The sequence below is a fragment of the Legionella anisa genome (assembly GCF_001467525.1).
Taxonomy (GTDB): Bacteria; Pseudomonadota; Gammaproteobacteria; order Legionellales; family Legionellaceae; genus Legionella; species Legionella anisa.
This window is the reverse complement of record NZ_LNXS01000019.1, coordinates 406,061-432,708: the sequence shown is the minus strand read 5'-3', so window position 1 is coordinate 432,708 and position 26,648 is coordinate 406,061. Positions and strand designations below refer to the sequence as shown.

Here is a 26,648-nt window from a genome sequence, read left to right as displayed (position 1 = left end):
CGCAATTCATGACACAGAGGTGACATTATGGCAACGAGTAGCGCAGTTCTGCAATCCTTTCTTAGAGATGCATTCAAAGATAAAAAGAAACTTGCTGATTTGAGCTTCGAGGACTTGCTACGGTTCAACCGCGCTGAATGTGGCCTTATTAGTTTATATTTTGACCCTGAAGAGAGTATTGACGAACTCGAAAGTTGGTTAAATGGTAATGATGCGATCATTTTGTATAACAATGAGCTTTACCATGCATACACAGATGCACAAGGTCGCAAAGTTCGTAAACTTCCTGAACCGGAACCAGATGACAAAAAAGTAGAGGATTATACGCGACTCAAGGCATCGTGCTCTGAATTCTATAAACGAGCAAGGGGAGATGAGTTGGATTGGGTCAGGTCTGTAACTGACCGTGCCTACACAGAACATCGTAGCGATCATTTTCTTTCTTCACTCGATTTTTATTTAGGGATATTGGGACAGACTGATCGAGTCATGTTCGATTATATGAACGATGCTCAAAAAGAAGAGCTGGCATTTAATCTGAAAATTACGCTGTTGCTTTTGCTGGCGCAAAAACAACACGAAATAGAATATCAGAAAACTGAAAACGTAAACACCTATAATCAGCATATTAAACGATGCTCAAAATTTCTTATGGAGCTGGATCCTGAATATCAAAAAAGGATCAAAAGGTTTCAAGCTGAGAGCCTTGCAGAGGGTGTTGATGAACAACCAGTAAAATATTTGGGTATTCCTCTTGGGCAACTATTGGCTAATGATATGGTTGATTTATCTGGGGGCGTGACTAAGAACATTAAAGAGTACATGGGTAAAATCAATGAAGGGCGACTTTATTGGGTTTGGGGTTCAACTTTTTTAAAAACAGTAGTTGGTCACCTGCCTGATTATATGTATGCAGCACAGGCACCTGACGCCATGAAAACTCCAGATCCTTACACGGGAAATTTGAGCTGGACTTTATATTATGCACGTTTTTTCCTGGAGTTAGGTTTATTGCTCAAACATACCATCAAAGGCTCATGGATGAGTGAAGAGGAAGCAAAAATACCGTGGGAAGAGCGTTTTCTCACTCAATGGTCACAAAGAAAATTTGCGTTACTGAATGATTTTCTTTGGGGAACGGCTAATTTGCTTTGCTTCTTTAAGCTTAACGGAGCGGGCGCATTGGGTACTGCTGGAGATGCCCTAACGCTTGTTCTTTTAATTTTTGATATCGCTATGGTTGCATTGGAATTTGCAGAGCAAAAAGCAAAATATCAAAAGGCCATGCTGCAATATGATCAAGATATCGAAAGATTAGAGAATCAATTAAAATTTTTCCTAGACCAAGAAAAAGAAAGGCAACTTCAGGATGATGAGCTAAGGCAAAAACGCCAAATCGAGGTGGAACTACGTACATTACGACGAGAGAGAACAAAGTGCGACAGAGAGTGGCAACTGCAAAAAGTATCCTATATCACTAGTATTGCCTATGCCGTTGGTCTTATGTTAGCTTTTATTGTCTTAGCTGCACCTGTCTCCGCTCCAGTAGCAGGCATCATGGTTATTGCTGGCGCGGCAGCGTGTCTTGCATTTACTGTTATTAATAATGCAGTCAAAGGAGGCATTGAACTCTATAAAACCTATAAAACACTGCAAGAGAAAAAGCAGGATCATGATGACAAAGTAAAAGAGTTACTGCGCTTGTTAAAAGCGAATCCAAAATTAGATGAGAATGAGAAAAAACTTCTTTATCTTGAAATTAAGCAACTTCAGGCAGAAACAGAATATCAGAAACAGATGATGATTTATCAATCAGTAAATTTAGCACGTCGTATTATGATTGAAGCTTTAGTTCCTGTCGTTGTTATCGTAAGTTTAGTGGCGGTTCCTCTGGGAGGACTAGGGATTATACCGGTACTTATTGCCGTAATAGCCTTAGCGATTGCAACGAAGATGCTCGTGGATGCGCTATTTAAACCCGAGGAAAAAAAGACATTGGAATTTGATGAGGAATCATATGAGAAGTTTTGCAATGAGCTTGAAAAGCAGCAGCCGAAAATTGAACGTGACCGTCTTTTCTCCGAGAATGGAAAAGAACGCCTATTGGACAACGATGGTCCAAGGGACGCTCCTGTAATAGATTATTAGCCTGGGTGATGATTTTATCATAACCCGGGTTTCGCTGTGTCTCCTTACAGAATAGAGTGCTATTTAGTATTTAAAATAGACACCTTATTTAAAATTTTTCATTAAAATTCAATGCAGTTATATAAAAATAAAAACTGGCGTCCATCATCTTCTTCTGTATAATATTCAAAAGAAGCCTGACTGGAGTGTCTTAATGAAAAAGCTCACTATCCTGTTGTTGCTTGTTTTTTCTGTCAACGTTGTTGCTTCTGTTAAACTTGGTGACACGTGTGATACGCATGCGGGCATGTCCGATTCTTATGTCTTAGCGCTTAGTTCGCAGCCGGGTTTTTGTCAAACATATGGATATGAAGCAGGTAAACCAGAGTGTATGCACTTACCTAAAAATTCCTATCAAGCAAAACATCTGACCTTACACGGTTTATGGCCCAATCAAAGCGCTTGCGGACAAAGTTATGGATATTGTGGTGTAGAGCAGAAATCCAATCACTGTGCCTATCCCCCATTAAATTTATCGTCCCAAGTAGCGGAACAGTTAAAAAAAATTATGCCCAGTTATCATTATGGAAGTTGTTTGGAACGCCATGAATGGAATAAACACGGCAGTTGTCAAATTTTGTCTGCGGATGAATATTTTTCACTGGCCATGCGTTTGACTGAATCAGTCGATCACTCTGTTTTGGGGCAGTATTTAACGGAGCATCAGGGGCAAAAGGTACCCTTAACCGCTTTGCGGGAGATGGTAGGCCAAGCATTTGGTAAAAATAATTCCGGGAAAGTTTATTTAGGTTGCAGGAATGGCATATTGGTTGATATTTATATTCAATTACCCGCATTAATTCCTTTCGATGAACCATTAGAGTCACTCATCGATAATGCGCCTAATTCTCAAGTGAATGACACGTGTCCTGTCAAGGTCATGCTTTCTAATTTTAATAAAGAAACCTGGTTTTAAGCAGTCTGGATAGCCTTGCACATTGTCGGAACTTCCTCTAATGTAGAGGAATTATTGATACGGGAATGAAACCTATGCTAAAGCGGTGTTATTTATTGATTCTAATTGTCTTTTTATTAGCTTCTTGCGCACATCATGCGCCAAAAAAACAACCGCTACCTCCGCCGCAAGCAGTTAAGACAAAACAAGTCAGACAAGTCTCTGCTTTTAATCAGGTTAATCTGCAAGGACAAATCAATGTCAGTTTGCATACAGGTTATAAAAAACCTGAAGTGATTTTATCGGGTGATGCGCGTGATTTGGCGGCAATAAAAGTCGAAGTAACACAAAACACGCTGTATTTGATTCTAGGCAGTGGTTATCCAAAATTTGGTCCAGTTTATGCTGATGTTAGAGGCCAGTTTCTTAACCGCTTGATGGCTAATGGTACGCCTCTAATCACAGGAGATAGGCTGCATACCAGCATATTGGATGTATATTTGATAAATACTGGAAATGTAAGATTAGGGGGATCTATTGGCTTGCGTGTCCTGGATATAAAAGGGAAAGGGCTTATGCAAATTAGTGGAATAACAAGTCCAAGCTTACAGATCCATTTGCAGGAAAGTCCAAAGGTACAACTTTCGGGTGTTGCCAATTTATCTAATTTAACCATGCAGGGAAATGCTTGGATCAGTTTTTATTGGGTTAAAACGGATAACTTAACGGTACGTGCGAAACAGAAAACAACGATTCAATTAGCAGGTGCGGTGAATCGACTTGATGTTGAGCTTTGGGGAAATGCACGATTTAAAGGACGTTATTTACGTGCACAACGTAGTTTTGTGAGGACCCATGATCATTCTGTTGCAGAGATTTCGGCGGTGAAGCATCAGAGCACTATGGCTACTGATGCGAGTGATATTTATTATTTTAATCTGTCAACCACACGCGCGGATTTTATGGCTTATAATGGTTCAGTATTGGATATGCGTGAATGGAATCAATATGATTTGAAAGATTTCACGCGCTACAACAAGCAGTTTCCTTAAAGTAAATAATGGCAGCAGATTTGTAGCCTGGGTGAAGGTGAAAGCCGTAGCCCGGGGAAAGTTCGGGTTAAGGAAACCCGGGTTACGTTTCGCTTCACCCAGGCTACTATATTCCAGTCACCAGCATCTCTTCTCCTAACAAGGGAGAAGATTTTTCACCCAGCATACGTTGATTAATGCACTGAACAATCATATCCAGATCATTATCTAATGGTAAAACATGTGCTGAGTTTGCGAGCCAATGTATGGTCGTATTGGGTAAATGAGAGAACATTTTTTCGACCTCTTTTGAGGCAACAACAATGTCATGGGCACCAAAAAAGAGATCAATGGGGCAGTTTGGGGAAACCCATTGATATTCATTAATCAGGGTAAACAGTTCGATCAGTGCAGGAATTGGAATCTTTCTGTAGGATATTTCAGCATATTTATTGGTGACGAGATTCCCTGCTCTGCCTCGTAGTTCGCAAAATCCAAGTTTTTGCAGTGCGATAAGAAGCTTTAGATTCTGATGGGTATTCAACTGCAATTTAAAGGCAGGAGCTAAAAGAAACATATGATTGAATGTAAAATGTGCACTTAACTGGCATGCCAGTATGCCGCCAAAGGATAATCCGAGTACATCTACTTTTTGGTATTGCTTAAATAATGCATCACATTCTTGGGTAACACATTCGAGCGAATCATTGGCCGTAGCTTGTGCAAAAGCAGCGATACTGTCTCCATGCCCTGGTAATGCAGGGCAGACTAAAGCATCGTAATGATTTAATTGAGGAATAAGATAGCGATAAACAGCCGGTGAAGAAGTAAATCCGTGTAAAAGCAGTAATGCGCGATCTTGTTTTGTTCCTAGTTGTCGAATTGGTTTAAGGAGTGAAAAATCCTCCCTTTTTAAATCAAACAGTTGTTTGCCGCGGCGCATGAAGCGAAAATTATTAGGATTCATAATCATTCCATATGTAAGTTGCATTTATATGACCTCTTTCCTACTGAGTATGAAAAGAACTCTATTTTGAAAAATTATTGTAAATTATGGTCCAAAACAACTCATAAAAAAATAAATCTTGATAAGATTTAGTGTATCTGAAAATATTGGATCTATGCTATCTATATTAAAGGCAATGTTTTTTTTAATGTGCTATCTTTAATATATTAGGGGTAGATTATAGAGGTTAAGATTTTATGAGTACTGAGAAAACTGATCCAAAAGTAGAGACCAAACCAACAAATCCTGTACCCCCTCAAGAGCCACAAGTTATTGCTCCTACTGTTGAGGACAAGCCTGCGCCAAAAGCAAAGGGTAATGACGATAAGAAACCTCAGCCAGAAGAGCCTAAAAAAGCTACTACTCCTCAAAAAGAAGGTGGCGACAAAAAGAAAGACCCAAATCTTGAGTTGCTTGAGAGTTTGGAAAAGCTGGTTGCAGATATTAATGGAAGCATAAATAAAGCATTAGGAGATGTGGCCAAAGCTGGTTGGGATAAATTGAAAAAAACAGAAGTAGGACAAGCTGTTGGCCGGTTGACCGATGCAATAGGCGAGAAAGTATCAGATATAAAAGAACAAATTGGAAAAAAAATAGATGATAAAGTCGATGCACTGAGTACAGCTTTCGGTAAGACTACGGTGGGCCAAGCGATTCAAAGTATAAAAGATACTGTGGGTTCTATTCCTGACAAAATTAGTAAGGGATTGGTTGATGCCATAGATTCAGCTACAGAGAAGGTAAGTAACATTGGCAAAAAAGAGCCTGGGGAAGAGCTTGATGAAAGCGAGACCCAGATGAAGAGTCCTGAGAGCACTCAATCTGAGGATTTATTGATGGAGGCCAGAGAAGCATTTGGCGATATGGAAGGTTGGGATGACTTGTTGACCGATAAGCCTAAAACTCCTACCCCCTCAGAACAACCTGCTTTGGAGGAAGGCTCTGACTTGGTTAAGGGCATGCAATAGTTGTAGCCTGGGTGAAGCGAAGCGGAACCCGGGACCTTATTCTCGATCGATTTAACCTGGGTTCCGCTTCGCTTCACCCAGGCTACAATCCTACAATCCATGTATGATTTATTTTAACTCAATAACTTATGCGGTAAACTTTCGATGCGTCCGGCTTGCGTGACCACTACATAATTTAATTTACGTTGCAGTTCACTGATTGTATCCGCGCCAGCATAGGTAAGGCCGGATCTTAAGCCCCCTACTATGTCTGCAATAATTGCATCAGGATTTTCTTTGAAGGGCACTTCGGTTGCTACGCCCTCGGCAGTTTTCCATTCATGCATTTGTCCCAAGAAGTTCTCTTGCGCTTCTTTGGACGCCATTCCACGATAACGCTTCACTTTGCTGCCATCTTTCTTTTGAATGACTTCACCAGGAGTTGGCGATGTGCCCGCTAACATTCCACCAATCATGACAAAATCAGCCCCAAAGGCCATCGCTTTGACGATATCGCCGGAAGTTCTTATTCCACCATCAGCAACAATAGAACGATCAGCACGCGAACAATCCTGAATACAAGTGAGCATGGGTACGCCAAAACCGGTTTTAATACGAGTGCTGCACACAGAACCACCGCCAATGCCCGCTTTAATGATGTCAGCACCACATGAAGCAAGATAATCAGCGCCAGCGTAAGTGGCAACATTTCCTGCCATAATACAGCGGTCAGCAAGTATATGACGCAAGCTTTTTAAGGTTTTTCCTACATATTTAGCATGCGCATGGGCAACATCCACACAGAAATAGTCAGCTCCTGCATCACGTAGTGCTTCTGCTCGTTCCAATTCAGCAGCAGTACAGCCAACTGAAACAAAAACTTTATGGTGACACTTTTTAAATTCTTCGATGTTTTCTTCGATGGACATAAAGCGGTGCAAGGCGCCCATAGCGCCTTTAGAGCTCATGAAATTAGCCATGTCACTTTCAGTAATAGTATCCATATTTGAGCTGATTACAGGAAGCTCGAGGGTTAATTTACTCAGTCTATCGGTACTGGTGGTTTCTACTACTCTTCTTGATTCGTGGTGATTGTACGAAGGAACAAGTAGAACGTCATCAAAAGTGATGGCATGGTCAGTCATGGTAATCCTTAAAGCCACTACTATAAATGCTCCGCAGCATAAAATGCAAGTCTTGAGCGTTCCCCACGAGTTAAACTCATATGTGCGCTATGTTCCCAGTGTTTAAAGCGATCGACTGCAAAAGTTAAACCTGAAGTGGTTTCACTCAAGTATGGAGTATCGATTTGTTTGATATCACCGAGGCAAATAATTTTGGAGCCTGGGCCTGCTCGGGTGACTAAAGTTTTTATTTGTTTGGGAGTTAGGTTTTGCGCTTCATCAATAATGATGTAGCGATTTAAAAAAGTACGCCCACGCATGAAATTTAAGGAGCGAATTTTAATTTTGTTTTGTAATAAATCCTGAGTTGCTCCGCGTCCAAAACTGCCACCTACTTGTGAGCTGTGCAGAACTTCTAAGTTATCCATTAAAGCGCCCATCCAGGGTGTCATTTTTTCTTCTTCAGTTCCGGGTAAAAAACCAATGTCTTCACCCACAGGAATCGTCACGCGCGTCATGAGAATTTCGGTGTAACGATTTTGATCCAGGACCTGGGTTAAGCCTGCAGCGATGGTGAGCAGTGTTTTTCCTGTTCCAGCCGGACCTTGTAAGCTTACGAAATCAATCTCTGGATCCATGAGCAAGTTTAAAGAAAAGTTCTGTTCACGGTTTTTGGCGTGAATTCCCCATACCGAGTGCTTTGTGTAATCACGAATTAACTGAATTACTGCATGGTCGCTTTCAAGTTTTTTCACAATCGCCTGAAATTGATCATCCTCAGTACTGATGCAATCATTGGGGTTCCATTGATTGATTAATGGTCCTGTTACTTTATAAAAAGTTTTACCACTTTCTTGCCATGATCCCATATCTTTAGCATGGGTATCCCAGAAATTATTATCAAGAATGTGCAGGCCTCTATGCAGCAGATTCACATCATCCAATACCTGGTCGCTGTAGTAATCTTCTGCGGAAATTCCAAGTATTCCTGCTTTGATACGCAAGTTAATGTCTTTTGATACAATAATTACTTGCTTTTTGCCTGCGTATTTTTTTTGTAAACCCAAAGCAGTGGCAAGAATCGTATTATCTACTTTATGCCCTGGAAGAGTGGTAGGAACAACCAGATCGAATTCATCGGTCTGAAAAAACAGCTTGCCGCTGCACTTTTTTTTATCTGAGTTGAGGTAGTTGGGTATTGTTAATCCGGATACGATTTGTTCGTGAGACGCATTACTCATGAGTTCCACCAACATGCGGTTGGTTTGACGTACGTTGCGTGCTACTTCTGATGTACCCGTTTTATGGCTGTCTAATTCTTCCAGAACAACCATTGGCAAATAGATGTCATGCTCTTCAAAATGATAGATGGCAGTAGGATCATGCATTAAAATATTGGTATCAAGTACAAACAGCTTTCGACGGGTATTGCTATTATCCATAAAATTCACCTTTGTGAGTAAAACGTGTAGCCTTCACCCGGGCTACAATTATTTGATTACCTCTTTCATTCTGCTTAGGGGATGAGTTTCAGTCAAGAATAAATTTTATTTTAATGCGCTGAGTACTTCGTCTACATGTCCTTTAACACTGACTTTGCGCCACTCTTTGATTAATTTTCCTTGAGGATCAATGATAAACGTGCTGCGTTCAATGCCACGAACTTGTTTGCCATACATGGATTTCATTTTAATTACTTCAAACAATTGGCATAACTGTTCGTCCGGATCGCTAATGAGTTCGAAAGGAAAATTTTGCTTGGCTTTAAAATTTTCATGCGATTTTAAGCTGTCGCGGGAAACTCCAAATATCTGGGTATTTAATTTTTGGAACTGAGGGTATGCATCCCGAAAGTCTTGCCCTTCTATAGTACATCCTGGGGTTGCATCTTTAGGATAAAAATAAAGAACTACATATTGCCCTCGATAATCGTTCAAACGAGAATTAAGTCCATTGGTTGCTGTGAATGCAAAATCGGGTACCGATTCATCTATGTTCATTAATCTCTCCCTGTTTTTTTCATTATGCGCGAACGGTCTCTTTGCCATTCACGATCTTTAATGGAGTCTCGCTTATCATGCTCTTTTTTACCTTTGGCCAGAGCTATTTTTATTTTGACTTTATTTTTTTTCCAATATAAAGAAAGTGGGACTATAGTATAGCCTTGGCGTTCGACGCTACCGATGAGATGGTTTAATTCTTTTTTATTCAATAATAGTTTGCGAGTACGTATTGGATCAGGAATAGAATGTGTCGAAGCGGTGATGAGTGGATTAATCTGGGCGCCAAGCAAAAAAGCCTCGCCGTATTTAATAATAACATGGGCATCGGAAAGATTTATTTTTCCTGCGCGTAAACTTTTGACTTCCCAACCTTCAAGTACTAAACCTGCCTCGTATTGATCCTCAATAAAATAGTTAAAGCCTGCTTTACGGTTCAACACAATGGTTGAATCGGATTGTTTTTTATTTGTCATATTTATTCTTTGTTGCGATCATGTTTGTAATCCAGTGGTAATTGAGGATAGACTCGATTTAATTGATCATCAACTGCTACTCGGTTATCAAAAACAAAACATTGCCCTTCCCAGAGCGATTCTGGTTTGGGCATTTGTTCAATATAATTGAGAATGCCATCATACAAATGATAGACATTTTCGAAACCCAGATCTTTTAAGTAAGCAGTGGATTTCTCACAGCGTATCCCACCCGTACAAAACATAGCAATTTTTTTATCTTTTTTATCAAGTAAATGCTCGCGCACGTACTCCGGAAAATCTCTAAAGTTTTCAGTACTGGGATTGATGGCATTTTTGAATGTGCCCAATTCAAATTCATAATCATTACGGGTATCGATTAATACCACGTCGGGGTCTTGAATTAATTCATTCCATTCTTCAGGACTTAAATAGGTTCCTGCTGATTTTAAAGGATCAACATTTTTTATGCCCATGGTTACAATTTCTTTGCGCAGCTTGACTTTAGATTTTTCAAATGGGTTTTCATCATCAAAAGTTTCTTTAAACTTTAAATCTGCCAAACGTTCATCCTGCCGAATGAATTGATAAAACAGATCCATTTGCCCACGGGTACCGGCAAAACTTCCATTGATTCCCTCAGAGGCTAATATGATGGTACCTTTTATTTTGATTTCATGCATTTTTGCAAGCAAAGGCTCGCGCATTGTTTCAAAATTATCCAAAGAAACAAATTTATAAAATGCCGCAATCACTATTTTTTCCATTGTACTACCTGAAATAGAAACAAAAATATTCGGCAAAAATTACCATTTACACAGAATTTAATCAATAGGCTTGAATTAAATGCATCCTAGGTTAGTGCCTCGTTCAATGAGACACAGGTTTAAATATGAAGCAAAAAATACTAAATGCGTTGACAAAAACGAACCAGCGATCATACTGTTATATACCAAAGCTATCAGTGCTTTCATTTGCGGCTTTATTTTATAAGGAGATAATATGGCCCATTACATCCGGAAGTTGCGTTGGTTCTTAATCCTTTGTTTATTTGTTCCCTTCATGAGTTTCGCCGCTACTCCAGTAAAGTCTATGGTGGTTTTTGGCGACAGTTTGTCTGATACAGGGAATACAACCCACTTACTTAAAAGTTTACGTCAGGAAGAAGACCCCGCTTTTTTAGTAGCCCCTTTTAAAGTATTTGTTCTCAATAAAATGGTTGAGTTTGCCGAAGAATATTATGTGCCACAAATGGTTTTGGATTCAGGTATCGCCATAGTTACTGATTTTTTTGATAACCAATTGGCACCTTATATTGCCAATTTGGTGAGTAAAATTAAATTAGTTCCTGTATTACCCGGAAAACCTTACTGGAATGCGCGTTTTTCCAATGGCCAGGTATGGAATGAATATTTAGCAAAAATGCTTTCCATTGCCCCAGAGGATGAAGAGGTTTATTTAAACCGCGCGTTTGGAGGTAGCTGGACTGCAACTTATGATTATCAATTAACGGTGTGGAATTTGATTCGTCATCCATTAGGAACAATCAAAAATCTAATTGTAGGTAAGTTGGTTCCTCCAAGCCTCGGTTTAACCGTTCAAGCTTATTTATTAGAACATCCCGCTTTAAGTAAAGAAACCGTGTTTTTTATTTTCTCAGGTAATAATGATTACATTAATGTCTTGTTCTTTGAAGATAATTACAACACGGAAGTGATGAGTACCTATGTTGATAATGTTTTATCCGGCGCGGGTTCTGCTGTGATGAAACTAATGAAGGCTGGCGCACGTCGTTTTGTAATCATGGGGCTGCCTCATATAGGAGACACTCCTCGCGTTGCGCAAACCACTGATAGAGAGGTTTTGAATAATGCGATTGATATGCACAACGATCGACTTCGAAATCGTATGCAGGAATGGGCAAAAATTTACCCTGATGCAAATTTTCTCTATATCGACATGAGCGATTATTTTGAACGTGCTTTAAAGAATCCGGAAAATTATGGATTTACTAACACCACGGATGCGTGTATTGATGTAAAACTTCCTATGTATGATGCATTCCGTAGCTCGCCTTTTGCTAACAACTATGTTTTACGTTATGCGCAAGTACTTCAATATAGAGATGCAAGTTTTGCTTCAGGAGACAAGAACTATCAAGTATGTGATACTCCTGAAAGTTATTTATTCTGGGATGAAATTCATCCAAGTACACGTGCCCATGGATTGCTTGCGTTTGAAGTGTGCAAAGCTATGAAATACCATGGTTATGATGTAATGTGTCAAAATCCTATAGAGTAAATAGAGTTGTGAGTCGCTAAGAGTTTTCCAGCATAGCCTGGGTGAAAGTACTGCTGTAGCCCAGGTTTTCTTTTTGCAGAATCGCTCAATTGATCGCTACACCTACTCTTAGCATTTAAATTGAATCTTAGAGGAGCAATTTGCGACATCGTCCTTTTTCGCTCACAACACGGAACATGTTAGTGATTTATAAATGTTTATGGCATAATTGCCGTTTTTTTATTGATATATCGTTCATGTGCGGTTGTTGAAACGAGGAGCAGGGTATGTGTGGGATTATTGGAGCTGTGTCTGAAAGGGATATCAGTAAAATTTTACTGGAAGGATTACGTCGTTTGGAATATAGAGGTTATGATTCTGCTGGTATCGCAGTAATCGATAATGATGAACTGTTACAACGCGTGCGAATCCAGGGTAAGGTACAAAATTTAGCTGATGCCATGCAAGAAACAGCTATTGCTGGAAATACAGGCATTGCACATACGCGATGGGCAACACATGGCAAGCCTTCAGAGCAAAATGCACATCCTCATCTATCCCATGGGCAAATTGCATTGGTACATAATGGAATTATTGAAAATCATGAAACCTTGCGCCATGATTTAGTAATGAAAGGGTATCAGTTTACCTCTGAAACAGATACTGAAGTCGCTGCCCATTTAATTCATCACTATTATCTCCAGAGTGAAAACTTACTCGAAGCAGTACAAACCGCAGCTGCAAAAATAGAAGGCGCGTTTGCTTTAGGCGTTATCCATCAACAAAGGCCAAAGGAACTTGTTGCTGTTCGTAAAGGTAGTCCTTTAGTTCTTGGCTTAGGTATAGGTGAGAATTTTATCGCTTCTGATGGATTGGCATTAAAATCTTTTGCACAATCAGTGATTTATTTAGAAGAAGGCGACAGTGCTTCGATTACCTCAGAAAATATAGCAATTTATGATTCATCCAAATCATTTGTTGAGCGTCCGCTCCATCCTTTAACGAGCGATGCTGAAACGGTGAGTAAAGGTCCTTATCGACATTTTATGCTTAAGGAAATTTTCGAACAATCTAAAGTGCTGACGGATACCTTGGAAGGTCGTGTGAATAGTCTCGAGGTGCTTAAATCCAGTTTTGGAGAGCGTGCCTCCCAAATATTTCCTCAGGTAAGGCAAATTCACATTGTTGCTTGCGGCACCAGTTATCACGCCGGAATGATTGCTAAATATTGGTTAGAATCATTGGCTGGATTGCCAACCCAGGTTGAAATCGCGAGCGAGTATCGTTATCGCGATGTAGTTGTACCTAAAGATACTTTATTTATCACTGTTTCCCAATCAGGTGAGACAGCAGATACTCTTGCTGCCTTGCAAAAAGCAAAAGATATGGAGTATTTGGCCAGCTTGGCTATTTGTAATGTGGCAACAAGTACTTTAGTCAGAGAAGCAGACTGTGTTTTTTTAACACGCGCTGGAGTGGAAATTGGTGTGGCATCTACTAAGGCATTTACTACGCAACTGGCTGCTTTTTTAATGTTAGCTGCCGCGCTTGGTCATGATAATCGGGCAAATGAAGTTTTAAAGCAATTGCAGGAGCTGCCAGCGTGTTGTGAACGTGCGTTAAAGATGAACGAGGAAATCGAAGACCTTGCTTCCCTTTTTGTTAGTAAAGCACATGCTTTATTTTTAGGACGAGGTGTACAATACCCAGTCGCTCTGGAAGGCGCTTTGAAATTAAAGGAAATTTCCTATATTCATGCTGAAGCATATCCTTCTGGGGAATTGAAACATGGTCCTTTGGCCTTGGTTGATGAAAACATGCCTGTTGTTGCTGTTGCTCCCAATGATGAATTATTGGATAAATTAAAATCTAATTTACATGAAGTAAGTGCCCGCGGGGGGCAGTTATTTGTTTTTGTTGATGATACCCAAAGTTGGCGCGCAAATGGAGCACGTTTGATTAAAGTACCTTACTGTGGTTTGTGGGTTGCTCCAATCATTTACACGATTCCTTTACAATTGTTGGCTTATCATGTTGCTGTTGTAAAAGGTACAGATGTTGATCAGCCACGTAATCTTGCCAAATCAGTGACTGTTGAGTAATAATGTGGCGGTTTTTTAACGACTCACCCTTCGCACGGTACAGAAGTGGAGCGATTTTAGGATAAAAACATGCAGCCTGGGAAGGCATCACTCGGGTTCAATGATATGCTCTATTCCCGGGTTATGGTTTCGCCTTCACCAGGTTTCAATTCCTGTAAGGTTTAGGGTGAGATAATCCATTGTTATATATTTATGTTTTACGGGGATGTAAATGACTCAAGAGATGTTGAGATTAGCTGCAATTATTGCGCAAGAGCTTAAAGTTAAACCAGCGCAGGTAGAGGCAGCCATTCGTCTGCTCAATGAAGGGGCAACAGTTCCTTTCATTGCTCGTTATCGCAAGGAAGCTACTGAAGGACTAGATGATATACAGCTACGTTTTATTGATGAACGCGTACTTTATTTGCGTGAATTGGATGAGCGTCGTGTTGTCGTTTTGCAGTCTATCCGTGAGCAAGAGAAACTCACCCCTGAGCTTGAAAAGAGTATTTTAGCAGCAGACACCAAAACTCGTCTTGAAGATTTATATTTACCCTTCAGACCAAAGCGTCGTACCAAGGCGCAAATTGCGATAGAAGCAGGTTTAGATCCATTAGCCCAGGCACTTTGGAGCAATCCTGAGCTGGATCCTGAAGAGCAAGCGGTTCAATTTATTAATCCTGATGCAGGTGTTGAGGATGCAAAAACAGCTTTAGAAGGTGCGCGCCATATATTAATGGAGCATTTTGCTGAAGATGCAGATTTGATTAATGAATTACGGGAATACTTGTGGCAGCACGGTATCGTTAAATCAACAGGCAGCTCCAAGAAAAAAGAAACCGTGAATAAGTTTTCAGATTACTTTGATTATTCTGAAGCAATTAAGAAAATTCCTTCACATCGTGCTTTGGCTTTGTTCCGCGGACGTCGAGAAAGTGTTTTGCAAGTGAGCCTTACTTTACCTGAGCATGATTTATCGTATGGTGAAAATAAATTAGCTACCCATTTCAATATTATTGATAAACAAAGAAAAGCGGACAATTGGTTACTTGAAACAGTACGTCTGACCTGGAAAATAAAATTATTTACAAAGTTGGAGCTGGAATTACTTACTCGTTTACGTGAAATTGCAGACGAAGAAGCAATAAAAGTATTTTCCAGAAATTTACGCGACTTATTACTTGCCGCACCTGCAGGCCCACAAATTACCATTGGACTCGATCCAGGAATTAGAACTGGGGTTAAAGTGGTGGTAGTTGATGCAACAGGCAAGTTGCTGGATTACACGGTTATTTTTCCATTCGCGCCACAAAACGAATGGCATCAAGCGATGACTGATTTGGCTAAATTGGCAGCAAAATACCAGGTTAATTTGTTCAGTATTGGTAATGGAACAGGCTCTCGCGAAACAGAACGCTTGGTTACTGATTTAATAAAAATGTATCCTGATTTAAAACTGACTAAAGTCATTGTGAGTGAAGCAGGCGCGTCTGTTTATTCTGCTTCTGAAATTGCTTCTCAGGAATTTCCTGATTTGGATGTTACTTTAAGAGGTGCTGTTTCTATCGCACGCCGTCTCCAAGATCCGCTTGCCGAATTAGTCAAAATCGAAGCCAAATCCATAGGCGTAGGACAATATCAGCATGATGTGAATCAAGCTCGCCTAGCTCGTTGTCTTGATGGTGTTGTAGAAGATTGTGTGAATGCAGTAGGTGTTGATGTAAATACCGCTTCAGCTGCATTGTTATCACATATCTCTGGTCTTAATGAAGCTTTGGCCAAAAACATTGTGCTTTATCGCGATGAACATGGTGCATTCAAAAACCGGATGGAATTAAAAAGTGTAAATCGCATGGGTGAAAAAGCCTTTCAACAGGCAGCAGGTTTTTTACGTATCATGAATGGAGACAATCCTTTGGATGCTTCTTGTGTTCATCCTGAAGCTTATCCTTTAGTTGAAAAGATTATTGCGGATAAGAAAATTGATATTAAGAAACTGATCGGCAATAAAGAAATATTGCATAGTGTGAATGCAGAAGCTTTTATTGATGAACAATTTGGTTTGCCTACTATAAGAGATGTGTTGCGTGAATTGGAAAAACCAGGCCGTGATCCCAGACCGGAATTTAAAACAGCACAATTCAAGGAAGGTGTTGAAGACATCCAACATTTACATGAAGGAATGATCCTTGAAGGTGTCGTCAGTAATGTGACCAATTTTGGTGCTTTTGTGGATATTGGAGTGCATCAGGATGGATTGGTACATATTTCAGCAATGACTAACAAATTTATTTCTGATCCACGTACAATCGTAAAGGCTGGTGATATTGTGACGGTCAAGGTTATTGAAGTAGATAAGGAAAGAAAGCGTATTGGTTTAAGTATGAAATTAGAAGATGAGCCTGCGAATCAACCAATAAAAAAACCAGCAAAAACATCTGAAATGAAAAAGCCACCTCAGGTTAAAAAAACGGAGCATAAGAAAAAACCCGAGGCCAAAAAAGTTGAGCCGGTTAAAAAAACGGTATTTAATACAGCAATGGCAGATGCATTAGCTAAGTTAAAACGTAATTAATAATTTTTAACATAGCATTGTAGCCTGGGTGCAGCGAAGCGTAACCCAGTTTTTTCCGATTATGAATAAGCTTCTCAACCCGGGTTTCGCTTCGCTGCACCCAGGCTACATAAAAATTTAAAATACGAATGGTGGATCATGACCAATACTCCAAAAGGAGAACTCACTATCCAGACTTTGGCAATGCCGGCAGACACTAATGCCAATGGCGATATATTTGGTGGCTGGATAGTGTCGCAAATGGATTTGGCTGCAGGAATATTGGCAAAAAAATTAGCAATGGGACGAGTGGCCACAGTGGCTATACACTCCATGAGTTTTTTAAAAGCAGTCCATGTAGGTGATCTTGTTAGTTGTTATGTCACTTTGATAAAACAAGGTAACACATCCATGACATTCACTGTTGAGGTATGGGCACATCCTGCCACCCAAAATGAAGCGTATCAAGTTACTGAGGGCGTTTTTATTTTTGTTGCCATTGATGATGAAGGCAGGCCAAGACAGGTTCCTAAAAAGATATGACCAGTAATTCGCCAGAACTGTATCGCTTACTTACTGAAATGGCTGCCCTGATTGAACAAAATGCGGAGCCAGATCCCCAGTTATATACTTTATTTTTCCAGCAACCAGAACTTGCTTTTAAATTAACCGAGATCATCGGTAACTTAGAAGAAAACCTGGATGAAGGTCTTTCAGTTTATTCTGCTTGTGTTTTTGCTTTAGATATTTGTGTTGCTCAATTGCAAGGTGCGGCCGAATCCAATAATAAAATTACTGCAAAAACATTAGTTCAATTGATGGATCACTTAGCTGCAATGATCAATTTGCGCAAACATACACTGAGCTTTTGGCTGCCCGTATTAAATTCCTTTTATGAGTCGCATGTTGAATTGACTGAGGATCTAAAAAATGCTTATTACGAACTCGCCAGTGATGAAGAAGAGCTGATTCCTGAAGGCGAACCTATATCGCATTTAGATGCAATTCGGGATTTAATCCATGAATTATCTGATCTTAATGTTTTTGAAATCGCTGAAAATTTTTTCGCTCAAAGTTATGCAATGCCAGCTGATTTCTTTGTCGATCTTATGGCGGATTTATACAACATTGAAGAAGGTGCAGATATTGCCTTACTTATTTTATTGCATCCCAAAGCCGAGGTTCGTGAAATTGCTGTTCACACGCTGGATCAAATTATACGAGTAGTTACGCTTTCTTCTATCTCCCTTTCACGATTGCAGACGATCAAGTATTGGTATCCAAAGCATTCTCATGAGCTGTTTGATTCATGGATAAAAATCCAACGCAAACGAGGAGTTGTGTTTGCACCAGAACCTGAAGTAGCTAAAGCAATCATTCGCGCTACAGAAGTAGATGGCACGGGATCGCAAGGGGTTTTTCTTCATGTGCGTAAACATAGGAAAAATAGACTTTGTGGCTTGTTATTAAAGTATGAGTTAGGTCTTAAAGATGCATGGATAACACCTTCAGTTTCAGCAAAGGATGTCAAGAATTATTACACTCAGGCTTTTGATGAAAATGTGACTTTGCGTGAAGTGGATCTCTCTTATTTTACAATGATGGTAGAGCATTTCTTGACAGTTACAATAGAGAAAGGTGAGATTCCCAATGTGCAGTTTTTAGAAATCCAGGAACTACTGGGGATACGTTTGCGGCCTGTAACGCTGGATATAGATTATCTCTTTGAACAACTAAGCATACAAGTTACACCATTTACTCAAGAAGTGATTTCCGAATCTTTGCGACGTACAAAATCCTGGCTCAAAACTAAATCATTTACTGAATCTTGGTATTTGGAAAATCCTTTAATTGATAAAATCGTTAACCATAACAGCAGTTTTGTCGACGGGATTAGGGTATGTCGTATGGAGGAAGCCATGGACGCTGTATTTTCCGAAGAAATGGAATTGCATCGTGACAAATGGCAATTTCATTTTTTATGGGTTTCTCTATGGATGAAAGCCAAGGAAAAACGAAATGAAAAAATGTGGCGCGATAGTTTTCTAATTGCTTATACCATTCATGAAGGTGTGCCTCTGAAAGAGATTCCTGTGATGCAAGAAATATGTCGGCAAACGGTAATTAATAGTGTAGAAACCATGCATGAGAGGCGAACCCATTTGAGTCAGGAGTGAAAGAAGCCATGTTTACCGGAATTATTGAAAAAAAAGGTACTGTGATGAATAACAGTAACCATGATGGTGCAAATCGGTTGGTTATTTCATCTCCTTTTAAACAATTACATGTAGGGGAAAGTATCGCTGTAAATGGAGTGTGTTTAACTTTATTACCTTTGGAAGACACAAAATTAAGTTTTGATGTTTCCCCCGAAACTCTGAGCAGGACTACTTTGGGTGAGCTAAGAGCAGGAGAAGAAGTGAACTTAGAACGGGCCATGCTTGCATCGACGCGTTTTGGTGGTCATTATGTAAGTGGACATGTAGATGCGATTGCTCAAATTCATTCTATAAAACACATTAATGAATTTGTTGAAGTAGAGTTAAGTGGTTTCGATGCAAACGCGATGTTGTATTTAATACCTAAAGGTAGTATTACTGTTGAAGGTGTAAGCTTAACGATTAATTCAGTTGTGAATCAAAGCATTAAATTAATGCTTGTTCCACACACATTACTTAATACGACCCTGAGCTTTTTAAAACATGGGCAAAAGGTGAATATTGAATTTGATTATCTAACACGTATTGTTGTCCATCAATTGCAAGTTGCTGGAAAGCTAAACAGTCAAATCCCGTTATGAATTAAGGAGGTAAACTATTCAGCACAGTTCACCGAAAAGCCATATTCGGCTCAACCTGAACTCAAATTTGTCTTTTCACCAGGGTTTTAAATTTGTGATGAATAGATACTTAAGGAGTAGTTCATGACAAAACATTTAACATCTCGATGGCATCTTCTTTTTATTGCCACAATTTTTATCGGGATTGTTTCTGGTTTTGGAGGGATGTTTTTAGCCATATTATTGCATTTTATTCAACACTTAGCCTATGAACATACTGTACTTCCTATTGTGGGACATGAGCATTTTCTTGAGGTGGTTACTGGTTCAACTGCACCAAGAAGAGTAGTAGCTCTTCTTTTGTGTGGTTTCATTGCTGGTTTTGGATGGTGGGCAGTTTTTCGTTATGGTAGTCCTTTGGTAAGTATTGCTAATGCAATTAAATCACCTAGACCATACATGCCAATAAAAACTACTTTAGTGCATGTACTACTCCAGATTATTACTGTTGCCTTGGGTTCTCCTATGGGACGAGAAGTGGCTCCTCGTGAGTTTGGCGCTACTTTTGCCTGTTGGTTGACTAATAAAATGAAGCTGCACCCTAAGGAAAGTCAAATACTTGTAGCGTGTGCTGCAGGAGCGGGTTTGGCTGCAGTCTATAATGTTCCTTTTGGTGGTGCTTTGTTTACTTTAGAAGTTCTACTCAGCTCCTTTCATTGGTTTGCGGTAATTCCAGCGGTTACTACTTCCGCTATCGCAGTGGTTATCTCCTGGATTGGCCTTGGTAATCAGCCCTTATATCATATACCTGTTTTAAGACTTGATTCCCCAGTAGTCATTTGGGCTATTCTTTCTGGCCCCATTTTTGGTTTTTCTGCTTATTGGTTTAAGGTGATTACGAATAGGGCCCAAAGCCGAGCGCCGCGAAATTGGAAAATAATCGTATCGTGTTTATTTAATTTTTTCATCATTGGTTTATTAGCGATTTATTTTCCGGAGATATTGGGAAATGGACGCTCTGCGGCTCAGTTAGGATTTGATGGGAATATGTTAGGACTTGGAGTTGCTATAGCCGTCCTTATACTTAGAATTTTAATTGTCTGCACTAGTGTACAAGCTGGTGCGGCAGGCGGACTTCTGACTCCTTCTCTTGCAAACGGAGCTTTAATGGCTGTCGTTTTGGGTATTCTTTGGAGTTATTTGCTGCCAGGTATTTCTGTATCTATATCTGCTTTTGCCATTATTGGAGGAGCTGCATTTCTTGCTGCAGCTCAAAAAATGCCAATCACCGCAATTGTTTTGATCATTGAATTTACAGGAATCAATTTTAGCTTTTTTATTCCGATACTTTTTGCGGTTGCTGGATCAGTGAGTATGTTTAAGTATTGCGATACGAGACATTTAGTTTCTATTATAAGTCGATGATTTAAAAATTTACCCTATCTCTTAAGAATTTTGTTTGACCAGAGGGAATCGCTCATTTTATGTAAGTGTTCAGGCAATGAGTCAACTTAAGGAAGTTCAAAAAAGTAGGCTGGGCTGAAAAGCCCAGCCCACGCATTGGGCAAAAGATAGATTTTGAATCCAGGATTAAATAACTTAAGCTATGCCTTGGGACTGTCTTCACTAGCCGGCATCAACTCTTTACCCAAATCAAAAGGTTTATCCGTAAGAGAATCACTACGAAGATAAACAAACTGTTTTGCAGGGTCATAGGGCACCAATTTCTTCCCTAACACAATAGTTTTCAATAAATAATCTAAAGGATATTTATTTTGATCATAACCCGCATTGTATGAAGGTGCCTTGACGACAAAAAATGTGTTATACGTTTTTATAATATTTTCGGTAGTAAAAGAATACTTCTTATTATCGCGTGGTGTTGGCATTCGTGTACCATGATCGCCATGAATGACAACAATGCTCTTTTTAGCATTAGGATTCTTAGCAAGGACGCGCAAGAACTCGTCCATCATTTTCTGCGTACATTTTACCTGTTCAATATAAGTGCTCGCTTTTTTTCCTCTATTGCCAACATACTGGCAGTTTTCATCAAAAACATAAGGATAATGGGGCATTAATAAGTGGACAAAATATGCATTTCCTTGCTCTACATTTTTAGCCAAATCCATTAGTTCTGGATAAGAAATTACATATGTAGCAGTAGACGCTTCCACAAGCCCTTGGGTATTACTTGTAGGTAAATGGAGCATTGACCAAATTTTATTTTTATATTTTAAGAAAAAATCAATTGGCGGTATGAATGAAAATACATTATTTAGGATCACTGCCGATTTTTCTGTAAGCTTTGCATAAGGATATGGAACAGGAGCAGCATGATTGTATGTTCTGCATGTTTTTAAATTTATATTATCTTTTTTCACACATAAACTTAAAAAAGTGCTTTGCAATACATTAATCTGATAACCACTTTTTGTAATTTCTTCAAAAAGTTTATTGGTAATAATGCTATTTATTCCTTTTTCTTTTCCTATATAAGTCTTCACTTGTTTGAGGGGGTGAAAATTTAAAAAGCTGGCAAATGAAGACAGTGTTTGGTAGTCACGACTATATGCGTCACCATAAACTCTAAAACCTTTTTCGATGTAATCATTGACTAATTTTTTAGAAAACTCATGGTCACTATTCTCCAAACGTGCAAGGCCATCTATGCCTATATGTTCATCAAGAATAATTTCAATATAAGGTGGTAGTTCCTGATTCGCTGCTTTAATAGTTGCAACCTGCTGCAGGTCTACCATTGGAGTTTTTGAAGTAAAAAAAGCACCTACCCAAAAGACCCCAAAGATAACAAAAAACAATTTGCCTAGATGTAAGCGAATAGTATAGAAAAGTACTGATGTGGACATTATAAATAGAGGGAAGACATAACGGTATTTAAATCCCCAAGGCAATACTGGTAGGGTATTAATTTGGCTGAGTATCAATAATATAAGTAGGATGGAGGCAATGATGACTCTAAAGAAAACTCCTCCAAATACCATTAAAAGACCAGGAATTAAACCTAAAAAGATTAATATAAGATAAGTAAATAGTGCTTCAGAACTCAATATACTTATTCCATTATGTTTAATAAATGCTGTTTCTAAAGCAGTGAACAATAATGGAGTAAGCAAAAGATAATGCCAGTTACTGCGAAGTCTATTAAACATTTTTCTACTCTACTTTATCTTCTTCATTAAAAAAATAGTCCGGCAAGTTTCTAAAACAGGACACTCTTCCAGGATAAGGTAATGACGTGAAAAATATTTTTTAAATGAGTTAATCTCATATTGTGGAAAAATGTCTTCTCTACTCGCCAAAAGACGATGGACCTGAGAATCCTCTTTAGGGACAAACTCAATAATTAAATACTCGCCTAAATTAGAGAAATACTCTGCAATACGCTCCAGAGGTACATTATTGGATATCGCTAGGTGATGTATCAGAGCTAATGCCATTACTAAATCAGCATTTGCTCTTTCTTGTAACCCACATCGCTCATTTTGTTCCCAGCCTAATGCAGGGCTTGGATTAGTTAAATCTTGTAGGAGTGGTAAGATAAGTCCACCCTTATCTTTTTTTACTTTTTGATAATTCGTTTCCACTGCCACAGGATCGATATCAAAGCATATCGCATGTGCGCCAAGGTTTGAGACGATTCGGCTGTAATAACCATTATTACCGCCCATATCCCAAACTAATTTTGCCTGAGTTCTTGCAATAAATCGTTCGATAATCTCTGCCTTATGCTTCGTTGCAGCATCAGAGTAATTCGTCTGATTATAGTAGTCTCCCCATTCTGTTTTAATAGGGGACCATTCCAATCGTTTAATTAATGAGTTTAGATTGTCCAATAATCCTAATAAACCGAGCTTAGTTACTTTACGTTTGTTGATTTTAACAGTATTAATATCGCCATATTTCTGCTGTAATTTTGCATGTGCATGGATATGAGCAAATATAGAAGGAGAAAACTTACTTTTAAAAGGCAGCATCTGGCTAGCGAAGTCAAGGGGGATGCCATCAATATACTGTTTCATTGAGATGCCAAGACGAATATCTACTTTTGCCATGAGCAGCAAGGGAGCTAAAAAATGCTTACAAAATTGGTTGTAAGCGCTCCAAGGAGTTCCTTCCTCATAGAGTGTAAAAGAACCTGTATCAATGAAAATAGGCTTACCCTGATGAAACTGAATATTATAAGCGCTCGCATCCTTTAGAATCATCCCATATTGAATGGCGATTTTTGCAATGGCAAGCGTCAACAAGGCCGCATCTTTAAACTGTGAAAAAGACCATTCATAACAATAAGAAACGAATGCAATTTTTTCGGGTTTTAAAACAACTAATGCCTGATCATTTAATGCAAAATCAACTGAAACTTCTCGGTGCGGAATAAGATAGTTCAATGACTGAAGTTTATCGTAAAGTCCTGATTGCATTAATTGTTGGTAATCAGAGTATCCTGACTGATTAATTTGGCGATAAATCTCATGGTTTATTTTATAAACTTGACTGCCAGGATCGCGGAACGATGATTTATGTGCATTTTTTTTACAAACCTGCTCACTGCAATTATTCACCATCATGTGCATCTTTAGCTTTTTCCCTTTTTGAAAATAACTTTGCTTTCAGCTTATGCCAATATGTTTTTAGTATAAAAATTCCTCCAGCAATTGCAGCGATGGTTGACTGGATAAATAAACTACCTGTCCCTGGATCTAAATATGCATAGGCATCAGTAAACCAGATGAAAAATGAGAATGCTAAAATCAATTGCATACTATGCACCTCTAATAAATCTTAAAATAACGAAATGGTAACATCAAATCCATTATAAATCTTTAATTTTCGATATCTGGATTTGCAATAAGTGGAGAAAATTGTTTCATTGTCGAGCAAAAACGACCTGTCCCAGTTTTGTTTTTATAAACTGAGATTGCATATAGTGTCGTAACTGTTGTAAGTTTTTCTCCAAAACGTAGTAGGCTAATCCACCTAAAAAAACAGCTGATACAATAGCGCAAAGCATAGCGAAAAAATGATGAGGCCACAGGGTAATGTATTTCATAAATACAAGCCAATGAAAAAGGTAAATGGAATAGCTCCAATTACCGATAGATCGAAACATTCGGGTCCGCAATATTTTTCCGAAAAGACCCATACCATCAATAGTGTAAATAATAAAAGCTGCCCATAAAAAACCAAAATGTACAAATTTGTTTGCAAGGCTCAGATCTAAAGGAAGTCCTAAAAAGAAATTTTTTACTCCTGGGAGGAGCATAATACAGAATATCATTGTACCGACACCGACCCATGTTGCGCTGACTGCAGTGACATAAGGTCTTATTTTTTCATAAAAAGTTGCAGAAAAAACCCCTATGGTAAACGGGGTGAGATAATCATATACATTAATCGAATTAATAGAGGTTAACCAGTAAGGATGTGAGATTTGTTCTATTAATACCAAACAAATAAAAGAAATAACGGACAGTATCCAATTAGATGATAAGTTTATAAAGAGAAAGGCAAAAAAAGGAAGGTATAAATAAAACTTAAATTCAACAGCTACGGTCCATAAGTGTGAAAAACCTTGTCGCAGAAAAATTGCATCGTCAACATCTTTCCAGGAGACAATTTCTGTAGTCCCTAAAAGTTTATAAACCAGAACTGCAATAATATAAAGAGGAATAATTCGTATAAATCGACTGACTATATAGTCTAAAAGACTCGAGAGACTCAATTTAATATGGATGAATTTTCGAGTTAACAAAAATGCGCTTAAGACAAAAAACAACCACACGCCAATTTTTCCGCTCCCAGCCAAATAAGGTGCGCTCTCTTTAAAGAACAGTGTCACAGCATGGGCGATTAAGACGATGAGGCAAGCAAAACCTCTTATCCCATCAGCACAAGCCCAATATTCGGCACTATAATTCTTCCTAACATTATTTTGATTCACTTCAGTATCAGTCTTAAGTAAGTAATCTTCATGGTAACTGCAATCGATAAAATAAAAAAATGCCTTCACCTTGTGCCGTAAATATCAAATAACCCATTGAACTGGCGCAAGGTGTTGTATCACTTAAAAGCAGCAATAACACACAAAGAATGATTTTTATTCCAGCGTACTACCTGTCAATCTTATGATCACACAAGTTTAATTTTTAGACCATACGGTACGATTTATGTAATCGATATAGCTAAGTACAATCCTGACGACCTGCTTCGATACGGTTCCTCTATCCTGATAGTCAGAAACTATGGGTATTACGCGCTGTGTAGAAACACTTTGACTGGTGACGACACGTACTGCATCTAAAACCTTGTCTTTTTTTAATCCACTCATAATCAACGTTCCAACATCCATTCCTTCAGGTCGTTCATGGGCATAACGAATCATCACGGCGGGTAAGTTCAATATGGAGGATTCCTCAGTAATCGTGCCACTATCTGAAAGAATACAAAAAGCATTCATTTGTAGCTTAATGTAATCAAGAAAGCCGAAGGGTTTAACAAAACGAATTAATTCATGATCCCTATAGTCACTAAAAGCTTCCAAGCGTTTCTGCGTTCGTGGATGGGTGGAAACAATAATTGGATAGCCATAGGTCTCAGCAAGTGTTCTTAGGGTTTCGAGTAGATCGTGTAAGTTTTCAGGAGTATCAACATTTTCCTCTCGATGCGCGCTCACAATAAAATATTTATTTTCTGTTAAACGCTCACGAACTAGAACATTTGAAGCCAGAATTTTGGACTTATAATGCTCCAATACCTCGTGCATATGAGAGCCTGTTTTAATTATGGTTTCTGGCCTGATACCTTCAGAAATCAGATAACGACGGGCATGTTCAGTCAAGACCATATTGATATCACTTAAATGGTCAAGAACTTTTCGATTTAATTCCTCGGGAACTCGCTGATCAAAACAACGATTACCTGCTTCCATATGAAAGACGGGTATTTTTTTTCGTTTGGCAGCAATTACTGCCAAGCAGGTATTGGTATCCCCATAAAACAATACGGCATCCGGATTTTCCGCCGCTAACACATCATCTGCTTTAGATATGACATCCGCAATTGCTTTTGCCGCAGTTTCACCAGTAACACCCAAGAAATAATCTGGCTTACGTATTTCAAGATCATCAAAAAATATTTGATTTAATTCATAATCATAATTTTGACCAGAATGAACTAATATGTGATGAACTTGATTATCTAATTCCGCAATAACCCGGCTCATTTTGATTAATTCAGGTCGTGTACCTACTATACTCATTACCTT

At 38.9% G+C, this 26,648-nt stretch carries 22 protein-coding genes; 11 read left to right on the top strand and 11 right to left on the bottom strand.

Features of this window, described 5'->3' with window-relative positions:
• The first annotated feature begins 27 nt into the window (after positions 1 to 27).
• The 3 genes from Lani_RS06195 (at position 28) to Lani_RS06185 (ending at position 4,134) form a co-directional block, all read left to right on the top strand.
• Entirely contained in the window at positions 28 to 2,148 is a 2,121-nt protein-coding gene (locus Lani_RS06195; RefSeq protein WP_019232828.1) for an AAA family ATPase, read from the top strand.
• A gap of 193 nt (positions 2,149 to 2,341) precedes the next feature.
• On the top strand, positions 2,342 to 3,103 hold the full coding sequence (locus Lani_RS06190) for a ribonuclease T2 family protein (protein ID WP_019232829.1): 762 nt from the start codon (positions 2,342 to 2,344) through the stop codon (positions 3,101 to 3,103).
• A gap of 74 nt (positions 3,104 to 3,177) precedes the next feature.
• Positions 3,178 to 4,134: a GIN domain-containing protein gene (locus Lani_RS06185; RefSeq protein ID WP_040522178.1), complete on the top strand. Its 957-nt coding sequence runs from the start codon at positions 3,178 to 3,180 to the stop codon at positions 4,132 to 4,134.
• Between the two features lie 106 nt (positions 4,135 to 4,240).
• On the opposite strand, the gene Lani_RS06180 is transcribed toward Lani_RS06185, so the two are convergent.
• Entirely contained in the window at positions 4,241 to 5,080 is an 840-nt protein-coding gene (locus tag Lani_RS06180) for an alpha/beta hydrolase (RefSeq protein WP_051045693.1), read from the bottom strand.
• A 236-nt stretch (positions 5,081 to 5,316) separates the two neighbouring features.
• On the opposite strand from Lani_RS06180, the gene Lani_RS06175 reads away from it, so the two are divergent.
• A complete protein-coding gene (locus Lani_RS06175; RefSeq protein ID WP_019232832.1) occupies positions 5,317 to 6,087 on the top strand; it encodes a hypothetical protein in 771 nt (256 codons plus the stop codon).
• Positions 6,088 to 6,200: 113 nt separating this feature from the next.
• Here the strand turns inward: Lani_RS06175 and Lani_RS06170 are convergent, their stop codons facing one another.
• The 5 genes from Lani_RS06170 to trhO all read right to left on the bottom strand — a co-directional run bounded on the left by Lani_RS06170 (position 6,201) and on the right by trhO (position 10,433).
• A complete protein-coding gene (locus Lani_RS06170) occupies positions 6,201 to 7,211 on the bottom strand; it encodes a guanosine monophosphate reductase (RefSeq protein ID WP_019232833.1) in 1,011 nt (336 codons plus the stop codon).
• Between the two features lie 20 nt (positions 7,212 to 7,231).
• Positions 7,232 to 8,632 (bottom strand): PhoH family protein, encoded by a 1,401-nt coding sequence (locus Lani_RS06165; RefSeq protein WP_019232834.1) that lies wholly within the window; start codon positions 8,630 to 8,632, stop codon positions 7,232 to 7,234.
• Between the two features lie 105 nt (positions 8,633 to 8,737).
• Positions 8,738 to 9,190: a peroxiredoxin gene (locus tag Lani_RS06160; RefSeq protein WP_019232835.1), complete on the bottom strand. Its 453-nt coding sequence runs from the start codon at positions 9,188 to 9,190 to the stop codon at positions 8,738 to 8,740.
• A complete protein-coding gene (gene smpB / locus Lani_RS06155; RefSeq protein ID WP_019232836.1) occupies positions 9,190 to 9,666 on the bottom strand; it encodes an SsrA-binding protein SmpB in 477 nt (158 codons plus the stop codon). The genes Lani_RS06160 and smpB overlap by 1 nt, the downstream gene beginning before the upstream one ends.
• 2 nt (positions 9,667 to 9,668) lie before the next feature.
• The gene (gene trhO, locus Lani_RS06150) at positions 9,669 to 10,433 is read right to left on the bottom strand and encodes an oxygen-dependent tRNA uridine(34) hydroxylase TrhO (RefSeq protein ID WP_019232837.1); all 765 of its coding nucleotides are present in this window, start codon (positions 10,431 to 10,433) and stop codon (positions 9,669 to 9,671) included.
• Positions 10,434 to 10,668: 235 nt separating this feature from the next.
• Between trhO and plaC the strand changes: the two genes are divergently transcribed.
• From plaC to Lani_RS06115, 7 genes are all read left to right on the top strand, one after another.
• On the top strand, positions 10,669 to 11,967 hold the full coding sequence (gene plaC / locus Lani_RS06145) for a lysophospholipase/glycerophospholipid:cholesterol acyltransferase PlaC (protein WP_019232838.1): 1,299 nt from the start codon (positions 10,669 to 10,671) through the stop codon (positions 11,965 to 11,967).
• A gap of 266 nt (positions 11,968 to 12,233) precedes the next feature.
• The gene (gene glmS, locus Lani_RS06140) at positions 12,234 to 14,048 is read left to right on the top strand and encodes a glutamine--fructose-6-phosphate transaminase (isomerizing) (RefSeq protein ID WP_019232839.1); all 1,815 of its coding nucleotides are present in this window, start codon (positions 12,234 to 12,236) and stop codon (positions 14,046 to 14,048) included.
• A 211-nt stretch (positions 14,049 to 14,259) separates the two neighbouring features.
• Positions 14,260 to 16,602 carry a Tex family protein gene (locus Lani_RS06135; RefSeq protein WP_019232840.1) on the top strand — a complete coding sequence of 781 codons (2,343 nt, stop codon included), beginning with the start codon at positions 14,260 to 14,262 and terminating at the stop codon, positions 16,600 to 16,602.
• Between the two features lie 138 nt (positions 16,603 to 16,740).
• On the top strand, positions 16,741 to 17,124 hold the full coding sequence (locus Lani_RS06130; protein WP_019232841.1) for an acyl-CoA thioesterase: 384 nt from the start codon (positions 16,741 to 16,743) through the stop codon (positions 17,122 to 17,124).
• On the top strand, positions 17,121 to 18,758 hold the full coding sequence (locus Lani_RS06125) for a hypothetical protein (protein ID WP_019232842.1): 1,638 nt from the start codon (positions 17,121 to 17,123) through the stop codon (positions 18,756 to 18,758). Before Lani_RS06130 ends, Lani_RS06125 begins: the two co-directional genes overlap by 4 nt.
• Positions 18,759 to 18,766: 8 nt before the next feature.
• Positions 18,767 to 19,381, top strand: coding sequence for a riboflavin synthase (gene ribE, locus Lani_RS06120; protein ID WP_040522181.1), 615 nt, complete (start codon positions 18,767 to 18,769; stop codon positions 19,379 to 19,381).
• A gap of 123 nt (positions 19,382 to 19,504) precedes the next feature.
• On the top strand, positions 19,505 to 20,785 hold the full coding sequence (locus Lani_RS06115; protein WP_019232844.1) for a chloride channel protein: 1,281 nt from the start codon (positions 19,505 to 19,507) through the stop codon (positions 20,783 to 20,785).
• Between the two features lie 179 nt (positions 20,786 to 20,964).
• On the opposite strand, the gene Lani_RS06110 is transcribed toward Lani_RS06115, so the two are convergent.
• From Lani_RS06110 to wecB, 5 genes are all read right to left on the bottom strand, one after another.
• Entirely contained in the window at positions 20,965 to 22,533 is a 1,569-nt protein-coding gene (locus Lani_RS06110; RefSeq protein ID WP_019232845.1) for an alkaline phosphatase family protein, read from the bottom strand.
• Between the two features lie 9 nt (positions 22,534 to 22,542).
• The gene (locus tag Lani_RS06105; RefSeq protein WP_202803965.1) at positions 22,543 to 23,952 is read right to left on the bottom strand and encodes a class I SAM-dependent methyltransferase; all 1,410 of its coding nucleotides are present in this window, start codon (positions 23,950 to 23,952) and stop codon (positions 22,543 to 22,545) included.
• Positions 23,939 to 24,145 carry a hypothetical protein gene (locus Lani_RS06100; RefSeq protein ID WP_019232847.1) on the bottom strand — a complete coding sequence of 69 codons (207 nt, stop codon included), beginning with the start codon at positions 24,143 to 24,145 and terminating at the stop codon, positions 23,939 to 23,941. Before Lani_RS06100 ends, Lani_RS06105 begins: the two co-directional genes overlap by 14 nt.
• 106 nt (positions 24,146 to 24,251) lie before the next feature.
• Positions 24,252 to 25,394: an acyltransferase family protein gene (locus Lani_RS06095; RefSeq protein ID WP_019232848.1), complete on the bottom strand. Its 1,143-nt coding sequence runs from the start codon at positions 25,392 to 25,394 to the stop codon at positions 24,252 to 24,254.
• Positions 25,395 to 25,523: 129 nt separating this feature from the next.
• Positions 25,524 to 26,642 (bottom strand): non-hydrolyzing UDP-N-acetylglucosamine 2-epimerase, encoded by a 1,119-nt coding sequence (gene wecB / locus Lani_RS06090; protein WP_238585179.1) that lies wholly within the window; start codon positions 26,640 to 26,642, stop codon positions 25,524 to 25,526.
• Positions 26,643 to 26,648 lie beyond the last annotated feature (6 nt).